A 26,003-nucleotide genomic window follows, 5' to 3' on the forward strand; every position below is an offset into this window, starting at 1 on the left:
TTATTTTAACTTATTTAAAAATTAAAAAAATTAGATATTAAAAATATAATATCTAATCCTATGAATTGCGTTTATTCTTTTTCCACTTATCCATTAACTTAATTGCTTCATTTAGCTTAACGCGTAATTCTTGATTTTCAATCAAAATAGACTCAAATAAAATATCAGCAATCATAAGTTGAGAAATTTTTGTAGACAAAGGAATATTTAAATTACTTGAATAAATTTTTTGATATACAATTGCTATGTCTTTGTTATGTAAGTAGCTTGCATCATTATTTGAAGTAATAAAAATAATTGGTACATCTCTATTATGGCACTCTTCAATGCAGAAAAAAAGTTCAGGTGAATTTAGGTTGTCAGAAAACAAAACAAAGACATCATTTTTAGTAGCACAAGCTAAAGCTGGAATAAAAGTGTGAAAATCATTTTCTGAAATTACATTTTTAGCTATTTTGTATAAATTGGAAACTAATGTTTCAGACATTCTTTTGCTACTTCCAGCACCCAGAACATAAATTTTGTTCGCTTCGTTAATGAGTGATGCTGCTTGCTCAGTAGCTGATAGTAACTCTTGGTTATATAAGTTATCAAAAACATATTTAATTCCTGAACGAATGGTTGATAGATTATTATTCTTATCTTCTGAAATAGGATATTGATCAATAAATTTTTGAATAGACTTATTAATATATATAGTTAAAGCTTGGTAATTTTTAAAACCATATTTATTTGCAAACCGAGAAACTGATGCCACTGAAATATTAATTTCTGCTGCAAAATCACGAATGTTATAATCAAAAAAATCTCCATCAAAACAATTGATGAATTCCAAAATCTTATAATCATTTTTTGACAGTCCAGAAATTCCTTTTAGAATTGGTTTCTTAACTTTGCATGCTTCATTAACACTTTTTTTCATAAAACTCCAAAAACTGGAAAAATTTCCACATTTTTTCATTATGCTTTTTTAAGCAAATGTAAAAAAGTTACGCTTTTTCACTACACAATTGTGTTATTTTGAATAATTATAAAACTTTTTGTAAATTTTTTACATTTTTCGATGTGACAAAGCCTTAAAAAAGTTCAAAATATTAGTGAATAGAAGTTGCAAAAAACTTAATAAACTCTTCTATTTGGACTTTTAAAACATTATTATATAAAGGAGTTTTATGAAAGAAAAATTCGCAAGAACTGTTTTTGGTGACATTCCTGCTTCACAACTTGGTGTGACAGATTGTCATGATCACTTTATTAAAAACGGTGGACCAGAAGTTGAAGAACACATTGACTTTTTAATGTTAAATGTGGATGCTTCTGTAGCGGAATTCAAAGAATTCATTAACAGAGGTGGTTCAACAATAGTTACTATGGATCCACCTAATGTAGGTAGAGACGTAATTAAAACACTTCAAATTGCTGAAGCTGTTAAACCACTTGGTGGACACGTTATTATGTCAACAGGATTTCACAAAGCTAAATTCTATGACAAATACTGCTCTTGATTAGCAACAGTTCCAACAGCAGACATTGTTAAAATGTGTGTTGCTGAAATTGAAGAAGGTATGGACGAATATAACTACAACGGACCAGTTGTAAAACGTTCAAAAGCAAAAGCTGGAATTATTAAAGCTGGTACAGGTTACGCTGCAATTGACAGACTTGAACTTAAAGCATTAGAAGTTGCTGCTAGAACATCAATTCAAACAGGTTGTCCAATTCTAGTGCATACACAATTAGGTACAATGGCTCTTGAAGTTGCTCAACACTTAATTGATTTTGGTGCTAACCCACGCAAAATTCAAATTTCACACTTAAACAAAAACCCAGATAAATACTACTATGAAAAAATTATTAAAGAAACTGGTGTTACACTTTGTTTAGATGGGCCTGACCGTGTTAAATATTATCCAGATTCAACTTTAGCTGAAAACATTAAATACTTAGTTGATAAAGGATTACAAAAACACATTACATTAAGCCTAGACGCAGGTAGAATTCTTTACCAAAGAAACTATGGAATTACAAAAGGTAAAGAAACATTTGGTTTAGCTTACTTATTTGATAGATTTATTCCATTATTAAAACAACTTGGAGTTTCTCAAGAAGCTATCGATGATATGCTTATTAATAACCCACGCGAAATTCTTGCATTCGATGAACCACGTGTTTACGATGAATCAAAAGTTTCACCTGAGTTAAAACAACTTAAAAAAGACTTAAAATTAGACTAATATTTTTAAAACCTTAACTTAATTTCTTATTAAAGGACTAATTATGAAAGCAAATGGCAAAAAATTTAATTTTAAAGCCATCCTTTGGTTAGGAATTGTTTTACTAGCTTTCTTAGTAATGGCTGGTATTACCTACGGAGTTAGAATGGGAGTTTACAACGATGATTTTGGTAAAGCATCAAGTTTCTTCGTTAGTAAAGTTCTTGTTTCTAACTTATTAGGATCAGTAACAATTCTTATCGGAGTGGTGGTATTCGCAGGATATTTAATTCTGGGAAGAGGATTTACCGATTCATTCCTTGGAATGGTTAAAGCAATGATTGGTGTTATCATGCTTAAAATTGGTGCATCAGTACTTGTTGGTATGGCTAAACCAATTTTCGCTGCTATCGGAAATCTTGGAACAGATATTACACCATTAGATCCTTATTTCGTATGAAATGATTCAGCTGCATGACTTAAATCATTAAATGCAGGTTATGAAGCTTGAATCGCATACGCATTACTTATTGGTTTCGCTTTCAATATTGTAATGGTTATTTTACGTAAATGAACTAACATGCACTCAGTAATGCTTACAGGACACGTAATGTTCCAACAAGCAGCTGTCGTTGTTCCCGTTACATTCTTTACAATGTTCTTTACACAAGGTTCAGGAAGTCTTCAAACATTTGCTGCCTCAACAGGTGCTGTTGCAGGAACAATCTTAATTAGTGGACTTGTTCTTGGACTTTACTGATCAGTAGGATCATCTGCAACAATTAAAGGTTCAGATGTTGTTACAGAAAAAGCTGGTTTCTGTGTTGGACACCAACAAATGCTTGGATTATCAATTGCTTATGGAATTGGTAAATACTTTGGTAAAAAAGAAGAATCAGCTGAAACTAAAAAAATTAGTAATAAAGTAAAAATCTTTGAAGACAATATTTTTACTCAAACATTATTAATTTTCGTATTATTCTTAACATTAATTTTAATTATTCAATTCGCAAGTACAAAACCATTTGGATTACCAGATGGTTCAGTAAATGGTGCTGCATACGGACAATGAAACGTTGATGCTCAATTTTGAGTAATTAATATTTTACTTGGTTCAATGAAACTCGTAACATCAATTCTTGTACTTCAAGCCGGAGTTAGAATGTTCGTTACAGAACTTCAACAATCATTCCAAGGTATTGCAGAAAAACTTGCACCAGGTGCAGTTATCGCTGTTGACGTTGCTGCTACATACGGATTTAGTATGAACTCAGTAACATATGGTTTTGCTGCTGGTACAGTTGCACAATTTATTGCTGTAGGTATCTTAATTGGTATTTCAAGAGCAACAAGTGGTGCAGTTCCAATTGTAATTCCATTATTCATTACATTATTCTTTAACTCAGGATCAATTGGAGTATTTGCTAATGCTTCAGGTGGATATAAAGCATCATTAATTGTTCCAGCAATTTTTGGATTTATTGAAATCTTTGTTATCGCCGCAGGATTATGAGCTCTTAAACACACACAAAGCTCATTACCAACAGAATATGCAGGATTATCAATGCCATTTAAAGGTGGATTCTTAGGAATGTTTGACTGAAACTTCTTCTTTGGATTAGCATTGCTTGCTTCACCAAGCCCAATTGCATCAGGTATTGTAGTTGGTGGTGTAATTCCAGTTGCCTTAATTGTTCTTTCACAATTAATTGATACAAACCGTCAAACAAAAGCAACATTATTACAAAAAGTATTCAAAATCAAACCTCAATTGATTATGGAATAATTGGATTAATCGGCGGTCAAACGCCGATTAATTTTATTTAAATAAAAAATAAAAAGGAATATACTTTACAAAACAATTTAAAAAGGAGAAATTATGAAAGTATTATGTTTATGTGGTTCAGGGATGGGAACATCAATGATTATTAAATTAAAAGTAACACAAGCTCTTAAAGAATTAGGCATTCAAGGAAATGTTGAAGCATTAGGATTAGGACAAGGAAAAAGTGTTGTTAACAACTTTGATGTTGTTTTATGTACAGCAAACTTTGTCTCAGAAATCAAAAACACAACCGCAAAAGTTTACGGATTAAAAAATGTAATGAGCTTAGATGAAATCAAAGAAGCTCTTAACGACGCAAATAAATAAAATAAATATCAAAATAAGGAAAATATGTCAAAACAACTTAATTTATTAGATACCTTAATTGAAATTGATTCAATTAGAATTCATCAAGAAGCATCAGATTGGAAAGAAGCTGTAAAACTAGCAACTAAACCACTTGAAGATGCAAAAGTTATTAATGAAAAATATTATGAAGCTATTTTAGATTCAACAGCAAAGCATGGTCCATACTATGTACTTATGCCAGGATTAGCTATGCCTCATGCATCAGGAACACAAGAAACTGTTTTTGGTAATGGTTTTTCACTAGTAACACTTAAAAAACCAGTTAAATTTGATAACGGAATGGAAGTAAGTGTGTTAATTTGCATTGCTGCAATTGATGGTGAAACACATGTCAAAATTGCTATTCCACAAATTGTTGCTGTTTTTGAAGATCCAGCAAATATTGACAAAATTGCTAAAATGGAGTCAAAAGAAGAAGTGATTGAATTTATTAAATCAATTGATTACACAAAATATTTAAATATTTAGGAGAAAAAATGAGTAAACCACTTTTACAAATTGCACTTGATAACTTAACAATCGATGATGCTATTAAAGCTGCAAGAAAAGTCGAAAAATATATTGATGTCATTGAAGTAGGAACAATTTTAATTGCATCAGAAGGTAAAAGAGCAATTGCGGAACTAAAAAAAGCTTTCCCAGACAAACTAATTGTTGCTGATGGCAAGATTGCTGACGCAGGTAAGGTTTTTGGAAATATGTTTTTCGGAAATGGTGCAGATTACACTACATGTATTTGCGCAGCTGAAGTACCTACAATTGTTGAAACAATGAAAATTGGTAAAGAACACAAAGATACAAACGAAGTTCAAATTGAAATGACTTCAAACTTCAGCTGAGAACAAGCACAAAAGTGAAAAGAAGCTGGAGTTCCACAAGTTGTTTGACACCGCAGTAGAGACTCTCAAGCTAGTGGTGTAAAATGAGGACAAAGAGATATTGATGCAGTTAAAAAATTAGCTGAAATGGGATTTAAAGTTACAGTTACTGGTGGAGTTGCTCTTGAAGATATTAAATTATTTAAAGATATCCCAATTTATATTTTTATCGCAGGACGTAGCTTAAGAGATGCAGAAAATCCAGAATTAGCGGCTAAGGAATTTAAAGATGAGTTTGCAAAATACTGAAAATAATCGTTTACTCGGAATTTATGAAAAAGCAATTAATAACAAATTCTCACTAGAAGAAAAAATTTTAATTGCTAAAGCAGCTGGTTATGATTTTATGGAATTTTCTGTTGATGAAACAGATATGCGTTTAGCGAGACTTGATTGAAGCGAAAACGAAATTCGTCATGCACAAGAATTATTAGTTAAACATCAATTTAATTTTAATTCAATGACATTAAGTGGACATCGTAAGTTTCCTTTTGGTTCTCATGATTCAAAAATTAGAGAACGTGCTATGGAAATTATGGAAAAAGCTATTATTTTAGCTAAAAAATTAGGTATTAGAACAGTACAACTAGCCGGATATGATGTTTATTATGAAGAATCCGATGCTGAGACTAAAAAATATTTTTTAGAAGGAATTAAAAAAGCAACACAATTAGCATCTAAACATTCAGTAATGTTAGCATTTGAAATTATGGATACCCGTTTTATGGGAACAAATTCTCGTGCACTAACTTATGTAAACAAAGTTAATAGTCCATATTTAGGAATTTATCCTGATTTAGGAAATATTTATCAATGAGCTAATAAAAAAGATTTATATAATGAATTTGAGTTAGCTAAAAATAAACTCATTGCTTTTCACTTCAAAGATACTGTTCCAGGAAAATTCCGCGATATACCATTTGGAACTGGAACAGTTGATTTTCCATTTATGCTCCAAATTTTAAAAGATTTAAAACTCAATCAACCTATTATGATTGAAATGTGATCTTTAAATAAAGAAGATGAAACTAAAGAAGAAGCAATCAAATATATTGCTGATGCTAAAAAATTCTATCACGATAGCTGAGCAAAAGTAGGAGGTGATAATTAAGATGAGACAAATTCCACAAGAATATATTCAAGAAATTAATGCTTTAAAACAAGAAGTTTATAACGCTAACATGTTGCTGGTTGAATATGGACTAGTCATTCATACTTGAGGTAATGTTTCAGGGATTACCAAAGATCGTAAATTTATGGTTATTAAGCCTAGTGGTGTTTCTTATCAAGAATTATCACCGCTAGATTTAGTAGTAACAGATTTAGATAACAACATTTATGATTCAAAATATAACCCATCTGTTGATACTCCAACTCATACATTAATTTATAAAAATAATCCAGAAATTAAAGGAATCGTGCATACACATAGTAAAAATGCTGTTGCATTTGCGCAAGCTGGAAAAGATATCCCATGCTATGGAACAACACATGCAGATAATTTTTATGGACCGATTCCATGTGCACGTGCTTTAACTCCTGAAGAAATTAATGGTGAATACGAACACAACACAGGGTTAGTTATTTTAGAAATGTTCAAAAATCGTAAACTTGATTTTAAAGCAACACCAGGAACTCTTGTTAGAGAACACGGACCATTTGCTTGATCATTTAAAAGTCCAAAAGATGCAGTTAATATCGCATTAACAATGGAAACTATTGCTGAAATGGCAATTAAAACAATGATAGTAACAAATAACGAAAGTCACTTAGCGCAAGATGCATTAGTTGAAAGACATTATCAAAGAAAACATGGTAAAAATGCTACTTATGGACAAAAAAATTAGTGACTTTGATTACTTTATCTTTGATTTAGATGGTACTTTATTAAATAATAATCGTCAAGTTACACAAAACACAAAAGAAGCTCTTTTAAAACTAAAAACACTAGGTAAAAAAGTGATAATAGCAACCGGTAGACCTTATTATATGAATAGAGAACTTTTTACCAGCTTAGAAATTAGTGATCCGCTCATTGCAATTAATGGTAGTACAATTGTTTTGAACTGACAAAAAGATGAAGTTGAAATTTTAGGAAAACTTGATCATGATGAAGCAAAACAAATTACTAAATACTTTGAAACTAATCAAATTGACTACCTTAGTTACACTAAAACAAAAATGTTTGGGCAAAATTTTAACCACCCTTCTTGATTTGATTTAAGAATTTATCCTTATCAAGATGTAAAGCACCCAAATCACTGAGATTATGAACAAATTAGTTTTTACAAAGTTCTAGAGCAAGATTCAGAAATTAATGTATTAAAATTATTAGTGCTTAGAGAAAAAGTTCAAAACAAAATTCCTGATTTGCTAGAATTTTTAAAACAATTTAAAAATTTATATGTGGTAGCTTCACAAAGTAATGTACTTGACATTATGCCTTTAAATCAAAACAAAGGTAATGCTATTAAAAAGCTTTTTGCTGAGCAAAATTGAGATTTAAAACGTGCTGTGGCTTTTGGTGACGCACTAAATGACATCGAAATGTTAAAAACAGTAGGTTATTCAGTTGCAATGGGAAATGCTCACGAAAAAGTTCAATCAATTGCAGATTATGTAACCGATACAAATGAAAATGAAGGAGTGGCTAAGTTTATTAACTTAATCACAAAATAGTATGAGTTTAAAGAAAATTAGAATTAATTATGTTGATAATAAATGATGATATCAACCACCAATTTGGACTATGTCAATGCACAAATGAGCTTATCGACCATTTTTGGAATTTCAACAATGTATTAAATTTTTAAACTTAGAAACTACACCATGTTGAATAAGTTTAAATGGTGATTCATCTTTCCGTGCTTTTAATCAAATCCAAAAAATACATAATAGTGAAATTCGTCTTAATCCTAATTTACTAACTCATCAAAAAGATTTTATTGTAATGTTAACAGATCAAATTCAAATTAAAATTACACAAAAAGGATTAAAAAATATCCAAAAAGGAAAAGCTTTTTCTTTCCCAACTTCTAGCTTTTTAAAATTTGCTTTAGAATCAAAAGGTAAATTAAATTCAGATGAAGCTTATCAATTTGTGTTTAATAATGGTTTTGATTTCGAAATTAATATAATCAAAAAAGACGAATTTAATTAAATTAAAGTGTTAAGCCCTATTTTGTAGGGCTTTTTTATTTTTAAAACCACTTTAAAATTTCAGACTTTTTAATATAATATAAAGGCAATACATAAAGACAGCAACTGCACAGCTTAAATATGTTGCCGAGTGTATGTCATTAACTTGTTGTATTGCACCAAAAATTTTGAAAGGAGGCAAAAGATGTCAGAATCAAAATTAAGAGCAGCTAAAAGAGAAGTTGTTGCTGAAATTTTAGACAGAATTCAAAATTCACAAGCTTTAGCATTTGCTGAATACCGTGGACTTACAGTTGCTGAGTTACAAGAATTCAGAAAAGAAGCTAAACAAATGGGTGTTGAAATTAAAGTTTTCAAAAACAGATTAGTTAAAATTGCTGCTGAACAAGCTGGACTTGCTGACTTAGCAGATCATTTAGTAGGACCTAACATTTTTGCTTTTTCACAAAACGATCAAATGTCTGCTGCTAAACTACTTGTGGCATTTGCTAAAAAACACAAATTAATGGTTGTTAAAGCAGGTACATTTGAAGGTAAAGTTGTTGACGCTGCTGGAGTTAAAATGGTTGCTTCACTTCCTACATACGAAGAAGCACTTGGAATCCTTGCACGTTCAATGATGGCACCATTACAACAAATGTCATTATCACTTAAATTAGTAAGTGAAGGTAAATCAGAATAATATAAATTAGCATACGAAAGGAAAAAATAAAATGGCTAAATTAACAAAAGAAACATTTATTGAATCATTAAAAGAAATGTCAATTAAAGAAGTTATGGAACTTGTTGACGCAATGAAAGAAGAATTCGGTATCGACCCTATGGCAGCTGTTGCAGTTGCTGCAGCACCAGCCGAAGGTGGAGCTGAAGAAAAATCAAGCGTTAAAGTTGTTCTTAAAGCTGATAACGGTAAAAAAGTTGCTATTATCAAAGTTGTTAAAGATCTTCTTAATGTTGGACTTATGGACGCTAAGAAAATCGTTGACTCATTACCAGCAGTTCTTAAAGAAGACGTTAAACCAGAAGAAGCTGAAGCAATGAGAGCTGCTTTAGTTGAAGCTGGAGCTGATGTTTCAGTTGAATAATTAATTCAATAAATAATATAAAATTCACATTCTACAATGTGAATTTTTTTATTCTTCCATATTTGTGTCTATTAAAGTTAGACTATATTAAAAAATCGGCTATTGCCGATAATTTTATTTTGCTTGGTTAAGTTTATTAAATTTAATTGCACGAGCAACTGCTTTTTCTTTTGCTTTGTTTTCCATGCTTAAAGCTTCAAGAATAGGAACTCCTACAATATCATTATTAATGATACCGATAGCTAAACCGCTTTTACCTTCTAAAAGGTATTCAACAGCTTTCATTCCCATTAAAGTTGATAAAATTCTTTCTTGTGCAGTAGGTGTTCCACCACGTTGAATATGATTTAATGAGTTAGTTCTAGTATCTCATCCTGTAGCAGCTTGAATTTGTTTTTCAAGTTCTGATACTTTATAACATTTTTCAGAAACGATAACAATAACGCTTCTTCTGCCTTCTTGTTTAGTTAATTCAACTGCTTTATTGATAATTTCTTCTTCAGATAAACGATATTGGCTAGTAGCAATAATTTCAGCACCAGTAGCTAAACCTGAATATAAAGCTAAATCACCACACATATTACCCATAACTTCAACAATCATAATTCTTTTATGACTTTTTGCAGTATCTCTAATTTTATCCACAGCGTCCACAATTGTATTTAAAGCTGTATCATATCCAATTGTATAATCACTTGAAGCAATATCATTATCAATTGTTCCTGGAAGTCCAATAGTTTTTACACCTAATTCGTGTAATAATTGAGCTCCTTGATAACTTCCATCTCCACCAACTACAACTAAAGCATCAATATCTAAGTCTTTTAAGTTTTTGGCAGCTTTTTCTCTAACTTCAGGTTGTTTAAACTCTGGAAAACGAGCTGAATAAATAAATGTTCCACCTTGGTTTAAATAAGCGTCAACATCTAAATTTTTAGCACTTACAATATTGTTGTTGTATAAACCTTTGTATCCTTCATAAACTACAAAAGCTTCTAAACCGTTTGCTTGCGCTTGTTTTACAACAGCACGAACAGCATTATTCATACCTGGAGCATCACCACCAGAAGTTAGAATTGCAATTTTTCTCATAATTCATTTCTCCTAATATTTTTTATTAATTTTACTCTTATCTAAAAATATCTACTAAATTTTTAAGTAAACAAACAACTGTCATGGGTCCAACTCCACCAGGAACCGGAGTAATTGCTGATACTTTATCTTTAACATCTTCATAATCAACATCACCGCAAATGTCTGTTGTCACTTTATCATCTAAGTTTGTACCAACATCAATAATAATAGCACCTTCTTTTACATTTTCTGCTTTTACATATTTAGCTACACCAATTGCAACTATTATAATATCAGCATTTTCAATACCCTTAATTCCAGTATTTTCGTCATATGTAGCTACATTAGCTCCCATTCTTTTAATAATGTGAGCTAGCGGCTTACCAACAAGGTGACTTCTACCTACAACACAAACTTTTTTATCTTTTACATCAATTTTATAGTGTTCCATTAATTCTAATACAGCTCTAGCTGTTGCTGGAATAAAGTGCTTTTCTTTGTTATCGTTATAAAGTTTAAATTCGTTTTTTGTACTTAAACCATCAATGTCTTTATCATAAGGAACCGCATCTAAAATAACCTGTTTTGGTATATGATGTGGCAGTGGAAGTTGAATAATTACACCATCAGAATATTCATTAATATCGTCTAATTTCATTAGTAATCTATTTTGAGAAATATTTTCTCTAAAATGATGAACCTTAACTTCGATACCTACTTCTTCACATTTTTTTCTTTTTTGCTCAACGTATTTAGTTGAAGCTGGATTATCACCCACTTGAACAATTGCTAATCTAGGTTGTCTACTTAAATTTAAGTCTTCTAAATCTTTTTTAAGTTGTTCTAATTCGCTTTTAGCTAATTCTTTACCACTTAATATTTGCATTTTAGTTCCTCCTCGTATTGTTTTAAATCACTCTTATATTTATTTAATTTATTTTGCTCTAATTCTATTTTTTCTTTAGGCGCTTTTTTAACAAAGTTTTCATTTGCTAACATTTTTTCAGCACGCATGATTTCTGATTTTACAAATTCAATCTGATTTAATAATAAATTCTTATTTTTTTCTTTTTGTTCGCTTGAAATTTTGATGTATAAATTATTTTCTTTTAAAGCAATTAGATAATCGTTGTTTAAAGTTTCTTTTGCAAAAGCAAGTTTATTAATTGTGTCACTTGCTAGAGTGCTAATTTCTGAAGTTAAACAATATTCAATAACATCTTTTTTAGAAATTTGATTATCTTCACGATATTTTCTAATAGCAGTAACAATTTCGATTAAATCATCAATATATTGAGTATTTTTATCATCATTAAATACCGGTCATTGTTGTTCTAAAATTTCTTTATTAAACACTGTTGAATAAATTCTATCGGTTATAAATGGTAAAAATGGATGTAAAACAATCAATGTTTTTTCTAAAACTAATAAAGCACCTTTTTTAGATGGATTAGTTTTGAGAAGCTCAACATATCAACTACTTAAATCGCTAAATAAATATTTATAAATTTCAGAACCAATCACTGCAAATTCATAATTATCCATATTTTGATTGATTTGATTTGATAAATTTGCCAATTTATTCATAATTCAATAATCAGCATTTGTTAACTCATTATTAGCATCTTCAGGCATGTCAGAAATATATTTAGCAATATTTCATAATTTATTGTTAACTCTTCAAGCTGCTTCAACTTTTTCTGTTGAAAATCTAATATCCATACCAGGAGAAGTGTTAGTTAATAAAAATCATCTCAATGAATCAGAACCATATTGCTCTACCATATCCATTGGATCAACACCATTATTTAAAGATTTAGACATCTTTCTACCTTGTGAATCACGGATTAATCCATGAAGTAATAGGTTTTTAAAAGGTATTTTATCCATAAATTCTAATCCAAAGAAGTACATTCTTGCAACTCAAAAGAAAATTAAGTCATATCCCGTTACTAAAAGTGAATAAGGATAATATCTATCAAGTAATTTATTTTGCTTTGGTCAATTTAAAAATGTAAAAGGAGCAATACCAGAACTAAATCATGTATCTAAAACGTCAGAATCTTGAACTCATTCACTACCAGGTGATTCAATTTGGACTTTGATATTACCTTCTTCGTCATACCAAGCCGGAATTCTGTGACCTCATCATAATTGACGCGAAATTGTTCAATCATAAACGTTTTCCATTCATTTTTCAAGTGTTGCTCTAAAACGCTTAGGATAAAATTCTACAGCCTCATCAGAATTTAAGTTATTTAAAATTAAATCTCTAAAATGATCCATTTTTACAAATCACTGAGGTAGAACTAAGGTTTCAACAACAGTTTTTGAGCGATCGCTAATACCAACATTTGAAACGGTAGTTTCAATTTTTTCAATAAAGTTGTTTTCACTAAGATAATTAGCAATTTTTTCACGCGCTTCAAAACGTTCTAAACCATGAAATTCTGAACCAGGAGCATTAATATAACCATTTTTATCAATTGTTTCAATAATTTCTAAACCTAATTTTTGAATGATTGAAATATCAGCTTCAGCATGAGCGCTAAGTTTCATTAATCCAGTACCAAATTCAGGATCTACATATGAATCAGCGATAATAGGAAGCTCTTTTTGAGTAATGGGATGAATAACTACTTTACCTAAATATTTTTGATATCTATCATCATTAGGAGCGAATACAACAGCAACATCACTAAGAAGTGTTTCTGTTCTAACTGTAGCTATAACCAAATAATCATTTGTATCTTTAATCTTGTACTTAATGTAGTACATTTTTTGTTCAGTAGGTTCGTTATTTACTTCTATATTTGATAAAGCTGTTTGTAACTTAATATCTCAATTAATAGCTCTAACACCACGATAAATAAAACCTTTATTATATAAATCTACAAACACTTTTAATACAGCTTGATTTGCATCATCATCCAAAGTAAAACGCTCTAAATTGTAATCAAGAGCAAGGCCAAGTTTCGCTCATTGTTTACGGAATAAACTAGCATATTCATCTTTTCACTCTCAAATTTTTTCTAAAAACTTTTCACGACCAAAATCATGACGATTTTTACCTGTAGACTTAAAAAGAACATCTTCTACTTTGCTTTGTGTAGCAATACCAGCATGATCCATCCCAGGTAGTCATAAAACATCATATCCTTGCAGCTTTTTGTAACGAATAATAGTATCAGGAATATAAACATCAAGTGCGTGTCCTAAGTGTAGTTTACCTGTAACATTGGGTGGCGGAAGTAAAATTGAAAATGGTTTTTTAAGTTCGTCATGTGTCATAAAAAACTTTTTATCACGTCATTTTTGTTCTAAACCATCTTCTACTAGCTTGTGATTATAGCTTTTATCCATAGTTGCTCCTTATCATAAAATTAAACTTTATATTAATATACATAATTATAAATTATTTATTTTTTTAACACAGTAAATAAAAAATATGTATAATTAGCAATTTAAAACCTAGCTTTAAAAAACTAGGTTTAAAACTTCTTTTTAAAAATTTGAGTTAATAATTTCATATATTTAAAATTTAGGTAAATAACTACATATAAACTCATAAAAAATAAAATTATTGCAACAATATATAAAAATCAATAAATTGCAGTAAAATGCTCTAGAAATAAATAGCGAGCAAAATATGCTGTTCCACTAGCAGATACCGAAGCAGGGAAAGTTAATGCTCCATAAGTAAATCAATAATTTTTAATCTTCATTGATTTTACAAAAATTACTGCATAAATTAAAACACCTAAAATCGATCAGCAAAACAAAAAGATAGAAACTACCTGATAGCAATATTCATTATTTAAAAAATTACTTTGTAATTCTTTACCTCTATCAGGATTAAAAGCCACTAAAAATCCTAACCCAAGCATATTTGCTGGAGATGAATAAATAGCCATGGATGGAATATGTTTTGTATCTGTATGTGGTTTAAATAGAAAACGGTATAAGAAAATAGGTGAAGTAAATAAAAAAGATAAAAAAGATAAAAATCATATACTTTGTCAGTATCAAATTGGTAAAACATCACCTAAATGATCTGCATAAGCTGCCGAAATACCAATTCCAACTAAAGGAACAAATCAAGAACCATAAGCTTTTTCTTTTGTTCAGTTTTTACCTAAAATATACTTTTTGAAAAATAAAAACATATAAATTAATTGAAAAACATTAGCTAGAAAAACTAGAATATTAGGAAAAATTAAAGAATAATACCTTGTGTTTGGATCGATAACGAATGTTGTGATAATTCACCCGATAGAATTGGAAATTATACATAAACAAAGTAAAGTAACACCAATAGAACCTACCATGGTTGGTTTATTAAACTCGTCTGGTAAATGTTGAAATTTTAAAATAAGATATTTTGATATAACAAAAAATAAATAAAATAAACAAATGAAAATGCACAGAATATAAACTGCAAGTAAAAAATAATTTAAATTATTAATTGTTGTTTGTGTAGCAAAAAATCTTTCAAAAAACTCAGTAGATAAAAAAGAAAGAGATGTTGCAATTCCCATAGTTCCTAATGCTATTGAGTTAATTCCAAGTGGCACGTTTTTTCATTTATTCAAGTTTTTCATAACAAATAAAATTTTATAACTAAAAAAATAATTTTGACACTAATTAAAAATAAAAGTTTTATTTAATAAGTAAAAATATACTTTTTTATTTTTTTTTAATTAAAATATGTAAAATTTTTAATATGAAAAAAGAATTAGAAAAAATAACACCATTAGAAACTGATTTTGCAAAATGATATACAGATGTTGTTAAAAATGGTAATTTAATTGCTTATGGTCCTGCAAAAGGTACATTAATTTTCAAACCAAATGCTTATGGAATTTGAGAATTAATTCAACAAAATTTAAATGCTATTTTTAAAGAAAAAGGTGTTCAAAATGTTTATCTTCCACTCTTTATTCCACAATCATTATTCGAAATTGAAAAAGAACATGTTGAAGGATTTAATCCTGAATTAGCAACTGTTACACATGTTGGAAATCGTGAATTAAGTGAAAAATTAGTAATTCGTCCAACATCAGAGGTTTTATTTGCTGAATTTTTCAAAAGTTCAATTAATTCATACAATGACCTTCCATTAATTTATAATCAATGAGCTAACGTTGTTCGTTGAGAAAAAACAACAAATCCTTTTTTAAGAACTAGAGAATTCTTGTGACAAGAGGGTCATACATGTCATTCAGATCCGCTAGAAGCAAGAAAATTTACTCGTTTGATGATTAGTACATATGCTAAATTTTTAAAAAATTATTTAGCTATTCCAACAATTGTTGGTAAAAAAACGCCACACGAAAAATTTGCTGGTGCTTGTTCCACATACACAATTGAAGCTATGATGAAAGATGGAAAAGCATTACAAACTGGAACTAGTCATTATCTAGCTCAAAATTTTTCAAAAGCTTACAATATATCTTTTAGAAATAAAGAAAATCAACAAGAATATGTTTACCAAACATCTTGAGGTGTTACTACAAGATTAATTGGTGCCTTAATTATGACACACGGAGACAACAGAGGAATTATTGTACCTCCTAGAGTCGCACCAGTTCAGGTTGATATTTTAGAGCTATTCAACAAAAAAGCTCCACAAGTTTCAGAAGTTGCTCAAAAACTTTTTGTAGATTTAAATCTTAAATTTAGAGTTAGATTAGATTCGACAGACAAAAATCCAGGTTTTAAAGCAGCAAATAGTGAAATTCAAGGTGTTCCATTAAGAATAGAAATAGGACCAAGAGACTTAGAAAATAATATGGTTACAATTGTGCGTAGAGATGATGTTGAAAATAAAATTTTAGTAAAAGTTGAAGACGTTAAAACAACCGTAGGACTTCTACTTGATGAAATTCATAATAATCTTTATGAAAAAGCAGAAGAAAGATTAAAAAATAATACTGTTTTCGTTTATAACTATGAAGATTTCAAAAAAGAAATTGCTCAAAATAAATTTGTTACAGCTCCATTTTGTTGTCTAGGCGCTGCTGAAGAAAAAATTAAAGAAGAAACAGGTGCATCTACAAGATGTATTCCAAAAGTTATTGACAAACCTGAAAAAGATGTTGAATGTATCTTTAAAGACTGCAAAAAAAGAACAAATCGTTATGTCATTTTTGCTAAAGCATATTAGTAATATTTAAAATACCACTATTAACTGTGGTATATTTTTTAAAAAATGTAAATTTAAGTGTAAATTTATTGAAATATTAAATTAATGCTTAATAGTTGAATATACAACTGTGCCATTATTGGCACTTTTTTCTTTTCTTAATATTTAAATTAGGAGGGCAAGTTATTAAGAATCCACAAAATGAAAAGAGTGGTATGAAAACAAATAATAAATCTGATGATGATGAATTATATACACAACAACTTGAATTTCTTAAAAGTGTTTTTAGGACATATGAAGCGTACCGAAAACAACTTCGATATGACCTTTTCACACTAAAGTACGAATTGATGAATAAGGTAAACGATTTAGAAATTCAAAAACAAATGAAATTAATCGAAGAAAAGCTTAATGGTAAAGGTAGTTTGATTTCTTTAATATTAAGTATGATGGATAAAGAAAATGCTTGAATTATAGAAAAATGTCATTTAGATAGTGAATCTAGCAATAATCCACATTGATACTTAGATTATTTTTCAAAAACAACCTTTTATAAGAAGAAAAGACTAGCAGTAAAAGAATTCGTTAATTTCTACTTTAATAATTTTGATGTATAGTGAAGCTGATATTTATGCAATAAGTTTTGAAAATGAGTTTAAAATACAAAATCAATATTTGGACACAAAATACGAAATAAATGATGATCCTAAATTAAAAAACGAATTTGATTTTATCGGTTTAAAAATTAAATTCGGTATTGAAAAAATATTATCTAGTAATATTAAAAATTCAAATATTGATTTAAATATTAAATCTATAAGAGATTATAAAAATTGAAAAATTGATTTCTATATAAATCAAAAGCCAATTATTCAAAATTCCAAAGTTAAAAGTAATACACAAATAACTAGCAAAGATGCAGACATACCTTTTGATAAAATAGAAAGATTGGACTTACATATTTACAGTCAACAGTACCCAAATAAAATACTTTGTAAATATGCCGTTCTTTTTTCACCATTTGAAAAAATTAAACTCAATATTTCAAACATATATAAATATAATTCAATAATTTTTCCATACTATACAGCAATTTGTTTTAGTAAGGAAGAAAAAACTCAAATTTACTATTCAGAAGCTGTTTTCAAAATCAAATGAAATGATTTATTTTATGATAAATTTACTAAATCAATAGCAGAAATTATTTTCTTTGTTAGGCAAAAAGAAAGTGTTATTGATAAGGATCAAAATAAATCACAAAAAGGTCTATTTAAATTTAAAGCTGATAATTTTACTTTTTTACCATTTGTTAAAACTAAAATTCCTTTACTTAAGGAATTAAAAAATTCAGATAATTCAAAACAAATATTTGATTTAGTTTTAAATAGCAATTTTGAAGCTAATTTAACGCAAGATGATTTGATTTTAACCAAAGATATAACAGTAATTAAAGGCTTGCAAGTTCCAAAGCGTTTTACTGGGAATATGCAAACCGCATTAATCTTAAACACTGATTTTTTTGAAGCACAAGTTGCACGCAATTTTAAAAATTCAATAAATTGAACTGATGCTAATTATATTCCTAAAAATAAAGAATTAAAAATCGAAGAAATAAAACCTATTATTCAAAATTCATATCGTTTTAGTTTTGATATGTCTAAGTATCAAGAAATTATTACCAAGTCTGATTGACAATTTTCTTGATTTTTAAAAAAATAAAATGTTTTATTCAAAAAAACTAAAAATAATAATTTCTATTTTTTCAGTAGGTGTTATTTTATCAGCAATTAGCTTTGGTATTTATTGATACAACTCAAAAATATATAACACAAAAAGGATTAAAGAAGATGACAAATTCAAGAAAAGAACAACAGAAAAAAATAAAAATAGTTTCCCAAAAATTAAAGCAAATACATTTAATATGTATGTCAAAAATGATGCAACCGGACTTAAATTTATTGATAATGAAATCGTTTTACAAATAATCAAGAATATAACTTCTCGTTTTAAAGAAACAGAAGGTAATATTGATTTTGACTATGAAATAGTTAAAGGTAATACAAAGGAAGACGACTACATAATATTAAATTTAAAATATTTAAATTCTGATAGTGAACCAGAATATAAAAGTTATAAAATTTTTCTAGAATAGTTATAATTCAATATAATAAAATTATGAAAATAGAAGAAAAAGTTTTAAAATCATTTGAAAAATTAGCAAAAAGAAAAGTAAATCCTGATGATTTAATTTCTGATTTAAAAATAGATTCATTAGATCTTGCAATGTTGATTTTTGAAGCAGAACAAGAATTTAACACACGTATATCCGATGAAGAACTAAGTAAAGTTAAAACCATAAAAGATGTAATTTCTCTTTTAAATAAGTAATTTGTGGTATAATTACTTTGCTTAGGAGTATAGTTCAACGGTAGAACAACGGGCTTCAACCCCGTGTGTTGTGGGTTCGAATCCTGCTACTCCTGCCATTTTTTTATTTTAAAAATGGACTTAAATATAAAATAGCTACCAATCGGTAGCTATTTTATATATTTTTATCTTTAATTAAGTGGTATAAACCAAATAAAGCAGAATCATCTCCTGATTTATCAAATATTAATTTAGTGTCATTAAAATGATTTAAATCGCTATATTTCTTAGCAAGTTCAAACGCTTCTAAAACAAAAGTTTTTTGATTTAATGCTAAGCTTCCACCAATAAAAAAATAATTGGGAGCTATCATAGCTGCAGATATTGAAAACATACGTGCAAGAGATACTTTAGCTTCTTGAATGATTTTTAAAGCTAAAGCATTTCCCTCGCTTGCTAGTTTAAATGTTTCTCCAGAAGAATTTGATAATTTAAAAAATTTAGATTTTGTTTCAATACCACTTCCAGAACAATGTAACTCTAAAGCGAAGGGATTTTTTAATCTATGATCACCTAAAAATGGTTTTTCAGAGATTGGTAATTGTGCAATTTCTTGTGCATAATATTTATTACCATGAAAAATTTTCCCATCAATAATTAATCCTGCCCCAAAACCTGTTGAGATAGTAAAAAATTGTGATATTTCATTATTTTTTAAATTATGTGCTTTATGATTTGAATATGCCATAGCGTTAGCATCATTTTCAAATAAAATATCAATTAAATTTGAATTTTTTAATAAATAATTCTTAACATCAAAATTTTCTCAAGTACCACCTAAATTAGGACTTTTTAAAACTTTTCCTTGCTCATAATCGCTTGGTCCAGGAATACATAAAGCTAAGTATTTAATTTCGTATTGATTAATTTTATCTACAACTCATTTTAGTGTTGATTCAGCAAAATTATAATCAGTATTCGTCTTTTCTTTTTTAATAATTTCACCTTTATCATTAAAAAAACCTATTCTAGTATTAGTTCCACCAATATCAACTGCAGCAAATTCAGAATAATCATATTTTTTCATATTTTAATTATAAAAAAATATGAATAGTTTAAATTAAAAAGCAATAAAAAAATCGCCTTACGACGATATGGCTGTCCTAGTTAGATTCGAACTAACGCATGGCGGAACCAAAACCCGCTGCCTTACCGCTTGGCTATAGGACAAAATGGTGGGAGGAGAGGGATTCGAACCCCCGAATCCGAAGAAAGTGGGTTACAGCCACCCGCATTTGGCCGCTTTGCTATCCTCCCATAAAGTGCTTAATTATTATACCACAATTTTAATTATATTCATAAAATTTATTTTTTTGCTAGAACAATCAAAATATAAAATTGAAGTAAATAAATTAGCAAATTTATTTTATCAAATTTTTGAAGAAAAAAATAAATTTTAATTAAATAAGGTATTTTGAATTATTAATTAAAATATTTTTTATAGCAAAATTAAAATATTATTTTTAATGTATGTTTTTAGGTTTAAAAGTCACTTTTTTATGAAAAACCTTTTAAGTTGTAGGTTTTGGTTTTACTTAATATATGCTAAAATATAAAAGCAATAAATAACATAATTGCAGAAAAGTAGAATTTCACTTCTCACCTGATGGTCATAGCCTTGGGTTTAGCTACAATTAATGTATCAATAATTCTGATACCTTTTTTAGTAGGGAGGTGGTTAACCACTATTTATTTGAAGGAGCATATGCAAGACAAGAAAAAACCACAACAAGAACATTACGTTAACGGAAACATTCCGTTTAAACAAGTTTTTCTTTTAGGAGCAGAAGGAGAAAAAATTGGTGTTAAATACACAAAAGAAGCTATCGAAATCGCTAAAAGCGAAGGTAAGGATTTAGTTTTAATTAGTGTATCACCAAAACCAATTGCTCGTATTATTGATTACGGTAAATTTAAATACGATCGTAAGAAAAAACAAAAAGAATTAAAAGAAAAACAAACAATAATTCAAAATCGTGAAGTTCGTTTAACACCGATGATTGGTGAAAATGATTTATTGACTAAAAGTCGTAAAGCTCGTGAGTTTTTATTAAAAGGTGACCGTATCAAAGTATCACTTAAATTAAGAGGTCGTGAAATCGGAAGAAAAGACTTAGGATTAGGAACACTCGAAAGGTTTTATGCTACATTAGAAGATGTTGCTGATAAATCTACAGAACCAAAACTTGTCAATGACCGTTTTCTTGATATGAATCTCCAACCAAATAAGCAAAAAATCGCTAAATATCTAAAAGAACAAAGTCAAGAGACTAAAGAAGGAGAATTAAATGCCAAAGATGAAAACTAAAAGTGCGTTAAAAAAACGTATTAAAGTTACTGGAACTGGTAAAATTATGCGTGAGCAGGCTTACCGTTCACACTTAGCACAAAACAAAACAACTAAACAAAAACGTCAATCACGTAAATCTGCTCTAATGTCAAGAAGTGACCTTAAAAGATTTAAAGCATTAATCTAATCTTGTTAATTTATTTTTTCAAGATAAAAAATATTTATTATTTAAGAAAGGAAAATATTTATGGCAAGAGTTAAAGGTGGAACAGTTACAAGAGCAAGACGTAAAAAATGATTAAAATTAGCTAAAGGGTACTTTGGACACAAATCAATCGGTTACAAAGTTGCAAAACAACAAGTTGTTAAAGGTTGAACATACGCTTTCAGAGACCGTAAACAAGTTAAAAGAAACTACCGTAAATTATGAATCGCTCGTATTAATGCAGCTATTAGAGCTGAAGGATTAAGTTATTCAAAATTTATTAACGGACTTAAAAAAGCTAATGTATCAATTAACCGTAAAATGCTTTCAGAATTAGCAATTAACGAACCTAAAACATTTTCAATGTTAATCGAAATTGCAAAACAAGCTTAATTATTTTATAGAAGTTGAGTTTTACTCAACTTTTTTATTAAAATTCATAAACAAATAAAAAGCCGACAAAATTAAATGTCGGCTTTTTTTAATAATTTTAATTATCAAATTTTTACTCTTTTTTCTGGAGCTACATACATTCCATCATTTTCTGTAATATTATACTCATTGTAAAACAAATCACAGTTAGATAATTGAACGTTAGCTCTTTGTTTTCCTGGAGCATGCGGATCAGATTCTAATCTTCTTTTTGCTGCTTCAGGTTTACATAAAATTCTTCAAATTCTTGCTCAGTTTTCAAAAAATTCTTTCGCATTAAAATCAGGTTCTTTTTGAGCCGCTTCAAGTGCACATGAGAAACCACCCATATCAGCAATGTTTTCTGATACAGTTAATTTTCCATTAACTTTACCAACTTCTGTTTCAATACCATCGAAAAGTTCGATAGCTTTTTGTGTTTTTTCTTTGAACATTTTATAATCGTTTTCTGTTCATCAGTTGTTTAAGCTTCCATTCTCATCAAATTGTGCACCATTATTATCAAAAGCGTGTGAAATTTCATGTGCAATAACCGCACCAATCCCACCATAGTTTGCACTACTTGATTGTTTAATATCATAAAATGGATAAGATAAAATTGCAGCAGGAAAGACAATATGATTAAAGAAAGGATGGAAATAAGCGTTAATCATTGCTGGTGACATACTTCATAATTTTGGATTAGTTAATTCTAAATATTGATTGTATGCATGCTCTGTTAAAATCCTACTTACTAAATCTAAGTTTGTAACTAAATCTCCATTTTCAGAGTAATCTTTAAAAATAAACTTATCATAGTATGTTTCGATTTCTTCAGGATAACCAACCATAACTCCTAATTTAGAAAGTTTTAAACGCGCTTTTTTAACTGTATCTGGTGATAATCAATTATTGCTTGCTAAACGTGAATCATAAATTTGAATCATTGATGCAACCATTTTTTCTACGTTTTCTTTAGCCTCTTTACCAAAATATTCAGTAGCATAATACATACCTAATGGCATTTTAAAGTAATTTGAAATGGTGTCGTAGGCAAAATCTTCTAATGATCTAACTTTGTCGATAGAATATAAAGCATTACGATATTGTGAAGCAATTTCACGAGTTTTTTCTGTAATATAAGGTGCTTTTGATCTTAGATTATTGAAAAACATTAATGCTTTAAATCCTTTGAATGTATCTTCATTATATAAAACATCTAAGTTTTCCAAATAATTCGTATTATCTAAAACAATTTGTTTTAATTCTTTATTATTAACTAACTCTTTACCAATTTTTACTAAATCAAAATATTTTGATTTGTTACTAAAGTAATCCAATTCTTTTGGATTATAAAGTGAAACGTAATCAGCCTTTTGCTCACTAGATAAAACATAATTTTTAACTAAATCATCAAATTTAATTGCTTCATCTAACATTTTATTAACAACTTCTGATTCTAACCCGTAATCAATTGCGAGCTCATAATTCATTTTTCTTCAAACTGATAAAAATTTATCTTTATCTTCTTTTTCATAATTTTCTTTAGAAGGTAAAATTGTTCCTGGTTCACCAATTCATAAGACTTTTATTTTATTATTAACAAAATCTTGTGAAACACCAAACGAAATTGGTAAACTACTAAATTTATACTCATATTCTTTAAAATTATCAGCAATTTGTTTAAAACTTTTAAGCTCTAAAATTTCATCTAAAACACTCTTAGCTTTTGATCAACCTAGTTTGTCACGCATTTTAGTATCCAAAATCATTTTGTATAATTTAATCATTTGATGTAAGTGCTTATTATCTGGAATAGTCGTAGGATTTTCAGCTCATTTTTTCACTAAGTCTTTAAGTAATTTTTCAAGCTCTAAATCCATTTCTGCAAAAGCACTAGTTAAAGGTTTATCTGCAGGAATTTGTGCTGATTTAACTCAATCCTCATTAACATACTCGTAAAAGTCATCTTTTAAGTTTCTTGTCATTTTTTCTCCTTAATAATTATTAATAATGTAATTATAACTAATTTGTAAGCTACTTAGATGATTATTTATCTGTAAATTTCACATAAAATTGAAAGCTTTTTCCACAAAAAATAGCTTTATTGGTAATTATGATAAAATTAATATATACTTATTTAAAATATGGAGCAATATTTAAAAATGAGACCAACTTTAATTGAAACAGAGAAAACTGAAAAAATCAAAGAATCTAATGAAAATTTCAAAGTTTTATTAGATTTTATCGAAAATCATCCAGAGCAATTTAAAAACTGAAACTCTTCCGTTTTATCTAGAAGTTTAAACATTTCACAACCTACAATTACTAGATTTTGTAAAAGGTTAGGATTTAAAAACTTTAGGGACTTACAAATTTATGTAGCAGAACGTGTTTCTAAAATTTCCCGTGTTAGTCGTTTCTTAAAAGAGGGTGAAGACTTAAATAGTGCGGATATTATTTCAAACGTGTTTAACTTATATAATTATTCTATTTCCGAAACATATAATATTTATGGAATGAATCAAAGAAAAATTGTTCAATATGCTAAAACTGTAATTGAGCATTATCCTAATATTATTTTTGGAATTGGAGATTCAAGTAATATTGCACGCTATTTTTCACAGCAATTGCGTAAATTAGGAATTTCAATTTATGCTTTAGACTCTATTCATGAATTTTTTTCTTCAGAAATAACATTAAAAGCTAAAACACATGTTACTTTAATTTCTAGCGGCTTAAAAACAGCAGAAGTTTTAAAAATTATCGAGCACCTTGAAAGAATGAACATTACCTATAGTGTTTGAACTTCAGAAGTTTCTCGAGCAGAAGATTTATGCAAAAATGCACGAAACATTTTAGAAATTGTTGGTATTGAAGAAGAATACCGCTTAGTTCCTACAGGTTTAAAAGTTAGCAGTTTTATGTTAGTAGATATTATTTTCGGAATGATTATTTATTCACACAAAGAAAAAGCTAATAAATATAAAATTATGCGTGATAATATTGCTAATTGAAATGAGCAAATGACTTGTGATAATCTTAAAGATTCAATTAAACAGCTAGAAGTTTTAAAATCACGTAAAAAAAATCAATCATAGTGTAAGCTATGATTTTTTTATAAATAAAAAAGTTGGATAATCCAACTTTTTAACGGTTACCACTAAAAATTCTTAATAAGTATTGTACTAAAATTGCATATAAAATAAACATATCAATTCCATAGTAAATACCTTCTCTAGCAATTTCTTTTTCGCCAATAAAAGATATATTATCAGCTTTTTTTCTAATTACTGTGAAATTAACAATGATAGAAAAACTAATTAATAGAATACCTATAACAGAGATTACTGTTTCTAATCAATAATTAAAAACAAAGATAGAAATAATAGCTAGAACTATAAAAACAATAAATAAAGGTCATGCAACAAATTTTAATTTTTGTAAATTAACTTTTTGAGTATATCCTAAAAAACCAAGAACTAAGATAGCTAATGCAGGGATTACAAATAAAGATAAAATAACATAAACAGCATAACTAGTAGCTTCAGTCATTTCTGATTTCATATAAACTAAACCTAAACCAATTGAAAAACCAAAATGTAAAACTAACACAGGTACGGAAAGAAATAAAAATATACGCTTCATTTTTTCTAAAGTCCATATGATTAATGTTGTTAAAATAGTTAAAACTAAAAAAGCTATTAAAAACTTTCAGCTGTTATCAATAAATAATTGATAACCATATTCTGTGCTTAAAAAAGCAGAAAACCCAAATGCAACTCCTATTGTTAAAACTAAACAAAGAGAAAAGGTTGCTAATATAATTCCAAAAAATTTATTTCTTAATTTTTGCTCAGTAAAAGTGAGCTCGGTATTAATACCAGTATTTTCGTTAAAATTATTCATAAGTTAATTATAT

28 protein-coding genes and 3 tRNA genes are annotated in these 26,003 nt (G+C 28.4%); 21 read left to right on the forward strand and 10 right to left on the reverse strand.

What is annotated here, in order from left to right:
- Positions 1 to 58 precede the first annotated feature (58 nt).
- Positions 59 to 922: a MurR/RpiR family transcriptional regulator gene (locus EI91_RS00605; protein WP_036451922.1), complete on the reverse strand. Its 864-nt coding sequence runs from the start codon at positions 920 to 922 to the stop codon at positions 59 to 61.
- Positions 923 to 1,172: 250 nt separating this feature from the next.
- On the opposite strand from EI91_RS00605, the gene EI91_RS00610 reads away from it, so the two are divergent.
- The 11 genes from EI91_RS00610 to rplL all read left to right on the forward strand — a co-directional run bounded on the left by EI91_RS00610 (position 1,173) and on the right by rplL (position 9,529).
- Positions 1,173 to 2,234: a phospho-furanose lactonase gene (locus tag EI91_RS00610; protein WP_036451924.1), complete on the forward strand. Its 1,062-nt coding sequence runs from the start codon at positions 1,173 to 1,175 to the stop codon at positions 2,232 to 2,234.
- 43 nt (positions 2,235 to 2,277) lie between these two features.
- A complete protein-coding gene (locus EI91_RS00615) occupies positions 2,278 to 3,999 on the forward strand; it encodes a PTS ascorbate transporter subunit IIC (RefSeq protein WP_036451926.1) in 1,722 nt (573 codons plus the stop codon).
- Positions 4,000 to 4,092: 93 nt separating this feature from the next.
- Positions 4,093 to 4,365, forward strand: coding sequence for a PTS sugar transporter subunit IIB (locus tag EI91_RS00620; RefSeq protein WP_036451928.1), 273 nt, complete (start codon positions 4,093 to 4,095; stop codon positions 4,363 to 4,365).
- A gap of 24 nt (positions 4,366 to 4,389) precedes the next feature.
- A complete protein-coding gene (locus EI91_RS00625) occupies positions 4,390 to 4,875 on the forward strand; it encodes a PTS sugar transporter subunit IIA (RefSeq protein ID WP_036451930.1) in 486 nt (161 codons plus the stop codon).
- Between the two features lie 8 nt (positions 4,876 to 4,883).
- Entirely contained in the window at positions 4,884 to 5,540 is a 657-nt protein-coding gene (locus EI91_RS00630) for a 3-keto-L-gulonate-6-phosphate decarboxylase UlaD (protein WP_036451932.1), read from the forward strand.
- Positions 5,515 to 6,396 carry an L-ribulose-5-phosphate 3-epimerase gene (locus EI91_RS00635; protein WP_036451933.1) on the forward strand — a complete coding sequence of 294 codons (882 nt, stop codon included), beginning with the start codon at positions 5,515 to 5,517 and terminating at the stop codon, positions 6,394 to 6,396. Before EI91_RS00630 ends, EI91_RS00635 begins: the two co-directional genes overlap by 26 nt.
- 1 nt (position 6,397) lies before the next feature.
- Positions 6,398 to 7,132 (forward strand): L-ribulose-5-phosphate 4-epimerase, encoded by a 735-nt coding sequence (locus EI91_RS00640; protein WP_036451935.1) that lies wholly within the window; start codon positions 6,398 to 6,400, stop codon positions 7,130 to 7,132.
- Positions 7,116 to 7,964, forward strand: coding sequence for an HAD family hydrolase (locus tag EI91_RS00645; protein ID WP_169738026.1), 849 nt, complete (start codon positions 7,116 to 7,118; stop codon positions 7,962 to 7,964). Before EI91_RS00640 ends, EI91_RS00645 begins: the two co-directional genes overlap by 17 nt.
- 1 nt (position 7,965) lies before the next feature.
- On the forward strand, positions 7,966 to 8,445 hold the full coding sequence (locus tag EI91_RS00650) for a hypothetical protein (protein WP_036451936.1): 480 nt from the start codon (positions 7,966 to 7,968) through the stop codon (positions 8,443 to 8,445).
- 183 nt (positions 8,446 to 8,628) lie between these two features.
- On the forward strand, positions 8,629 to 9,126 hold the full coding sequence (rplJ, locus tag EI91_RS00655) for a 50S ribosomal protein L10 (RefSeq protein WP_036451937.1): 498 nt from the start codon (positions 8,629 to 8,631) through the stop codon (positions 9,124 to 9,126).
- Between the two features lie 31 nt (positions 9,127 to 9,157).
- On the forward strand, positions 9,158 to 9,529 hold the full coding sequence (gene rplL / locus EI91_RS00660; RefSeq protein WP_036451938.1) for a 50S ribosomal protein L7/L12: 372 nt from the start codon (positions 9,158 to 9,160) through the stop codon (positions 9,527 to 9,529).
- A gap of 114 nt (positions 9,530 to 9,643) precedes the next feature.
- Here the strand turns inward: rplL and pfkA are convergent, their stop codons facing one another.
- The 4 genes from pfkA to EI91_RS00680 form a co-directional block, all read right to left on the reverse strand.
- Positions 9,644 to 10,621: a 6-phosphofructokinase gene (gene pfkA / locus EI91_RS00665; RefSeq protein WP_036451939.1), complete on the reverse strand. Its 978-nt coding sequence runs from the start codon at positions 10,619 to 10,621 to the stop codon at positions 9,644 to 9,646.
- 37 nt (positions 10,622 to 10,658) lie between these two features.
- A complete protein-coding gene (locus EI91_RS00670; RefSeq protein WP_036451941.1) occupies positions 10,659 to 11,489 on the reverse strand; it encodes a bifunctional 5,10-methylenetetrahydrofolate dehydrogenase/5,10-methenyltetrahydrofolate cyclohydrolase in 831 nt (276 codons plus the stop codon).
- A complete protein-coding gene (locus EI91_RS00675) occupies positions 11,477 to 13,966 on the reverse strand; it encodes a valine--tRNA ligase (RefSeq protein WP_036451944.1) in 2,490 nt (829 codons plus the stop codon). The genes EI91_RS00670 and EI91_RS00675 overlap by 13 nt, the downstream gene beginning before the upstream one ends.
- Positions 13,967 to 14,094: 128 nt before the next feature.
- Positions 14,095 to 15,195 carry an SLAC1 family transporter gene (locus EI91_RS00680; RefSeq protein WP_156954220.1) on the reverse strand — a complete coding sequence of 367 codons (1,101 nt, stop codon included), beginning with the start codon at positions 15,193 to 15,195 and terminating at the stop codon, positions 14,095 to 14,097.
- 131 nt (positions 15,196 to 15,326) lie between these two features.
- Here EI91_RS00680 and proS point away from each other — a divergent pair, with 131 nt between their 5' ends.
- The 6 genes from proS to EI91_RS00710 all read left to right on the forward strand — a co-directional run bounded on the left by proS (position 15,327) and on the right by EI91_RS00710 (position 19,234).
- The gene (gene proS / locus EI91_RS00685) at positions 15,327 to 16,769 is read left to right on the forward strand and encodes a proline--tRNA ligase (protein WP_036451948.1); all 1,443 of its coding nucleotides are present in this window, start codon (positions 15,327 to 15,329) and stop codon (positions 16,767 to 16,769) included.
- A gap of 194 nt (positions 16,770 to 16,963) precedes the next feature.
- Positions 16,964 to 17,365, forward strand: a complete 402-nt coding sequence (locus EI91_RS00690) for an MG284/MPN403 family protein (protein ID WP_036451950.1) — start codon at positions 16,964 to 16,966, stop codon at positions 17,363 to 17,365.
- Positions 17,358 to 18,467, forward strand: coding sequence for a hypothetical protein (locus EI91_RS00695; RefSeq protein WP_036451952.1), 1,110 nt, complete (start codon positions 17,358 to 17,360; stop codon positions 18,465 to 18,467). The genes EI91_RS00690 and EI91_RS00695 overlap by 8 nt, the downstream gene beginning before the upstream one ends.
- 1 nt (position 18,468) lies before the next feature.
- A complete protein-coding gene (locus EI91_RS00700; protein ID WP_036451954.1) occupies positions 18,469 to 18,900 on the forward strand; it encodes an MHO_1590 family protein in 432 nt (143 codons plus the stop codon).
- A gap of 23 nt (positions 18,901 to 18,923) precedes the next feature.
- Complete coding sequence (locus tag EI91_RS00705; RefSeq protein WP_036451956.1) at positions 18,924 to 19,136, forward strand: phosphopantetheine-binding protein; 213 nt, start codon at positions 18,924 to 18,926, stop codon at positions 19,134 to 19,136.
- Positions 19,137 to 19,159: 23 nt separating this feature from the next.
- A tRNA-Trp gene (locus tag EI91_RS00710) sits at positions 19,160 to 19,234 on the forward strand.
- A 56-nt stretch (positions 19,235 to 19,290) separates the two neighbouring features.
- Here EI91_RS00710 and EI91_RS00715 read toward each other — a convergent pair.
- From EI91_RS00715 to EI91_RS00725, 3 genes are all read right to left on the reverse strand, one after another.
- Positions 19,291 to 20,202, reverse strand: a complete 912-nt coding sequence (locus EI91_RS00715) for an ROK family protein (RefSeq protein WP_036451958.1) — start codon at positions 20,200 to 20,202, stop codon at positions 19,291 to 19,293.
- A gap of 68 nt (positions 20,203 to 20,270) precedes the next feature.
- A tRNA-Gln gene (locus tag EI91_RS00720) sits at positions 20,271 to 20,345 on the reverse strand.
- Between the two features lie 3 nt (positions 20,346 to 20,348).
- Positions 20,349 to 20,432: transfer RNA gene (locus tag EI91_RS00725), tRNA-Tyr, on the reverse strand.
- Positions 20,433 to 20,880: 448 nt separating this feature from the next.
- Between EI91_RS00725 and infC the strand changes: the two genes are divergently transcribed.
- Genes infC through rplT form a run of 3 tightly spaced genes read left to right on the forward strand, consistent with a single transcriptional unit; the run spans position 20,881 to position 22,063 of the window.
- Complete coding sequence (gene infC, locus EI91_RS00730) at positions 20,881 to 21,483, forward strand: translation initiation factor IF-3 (RefSeq protein ID WP_036451960.1); 603 nt, start codon at positions 20,881 to 20,883, stop codon at positions 21,481 to 21,483.
- Positions 21,464 to 21,652 (forward strand): 50S ribosomal protein L35, encoded by a 189-nt coding sequence (gene rpmI / locus EI91_RS00735; protein WP_036451962.1) that lies wholly within the window; start codon positions 21,464 to 21,466, stop codon positions 21,650 to 21,652. Before infC ends, rpmI begins: the two co-directional genes overlap by 20 nt.
- A 60-nt stretch (positions 21,653 to 21,712) precedes the next feature.
- Entirely contained in the window at positions 21,713 to 22,063 is a 351-nt protein-coding gene (gene rplT / locus EI91_RS00740) for a 50S ribosomal protein L20 (RefSeq protein WP_036451964.1), read from the forward strand.
- A gap of 101 nt (positions 22,064 to 22,164) precedes the next feature.
- On the opposite strand, the gene EI91_RS00745 is transcribed toward rplT, so the two are convergent.
- Complete coding sequence (locus EI91_RS00745) at positions 22,165 to 24,069, reverse strand: M13 family metallopeptidase (protein WP_036451965.1); 1,905 nt, start codon at positions 24,067 to 24,069, stop codon at positions 22,165 to 22,167.
- A gap of 177 nt (positions 24,070 to 24,246) precedes the next feature.
- On the opposite strand from EI91_RS00745, the gene EI91_RS00750 reads away from it, so the two are divergent.
- Positions 24,247 to 25,182 carry a MurR/RpiR family transcriptional regulator gene (locus tag EI91_RS00750; protein WP_036451966.1) on the forward strand — a complete coding sequence of 312 codons (936 nt, stop codon included), beginning with the start codon at positions 24,247 to 24,249 and terminating at the stop codon, positions 25,180 to 25,182.
- Between the two features lie 49 nt (positions 25,183 to 25,231).
- Here the strand turns inward: EI91_RS00750 and EI91_RS00755 are convergent, their stop codons facing one another.
- Complete coding sequence (locus tag EI91_RS00755) at positions 25,232 to 25,990, reverse strand: MAG0110 family membrane protein (protein ID WP_036451968.1); 759 nt, start codon at positions 25,988 to 25,990, stop codon at positions 25,232 to 25,234.
- Positions 25,991 to 26,003 lie beyond the last annotated feature (13 nt).

This window comes from Mycoplasma buteonis (genome assembly GCF_000733865.1).
Classification (GTDB): domain Bacteria; phylum Bacillota_I; class Bacilli_A; order Mycoplasmatales; family Metamycoplasmataceae; genus Mycoplasmopsis; species Mycoplasmopsis buteonis.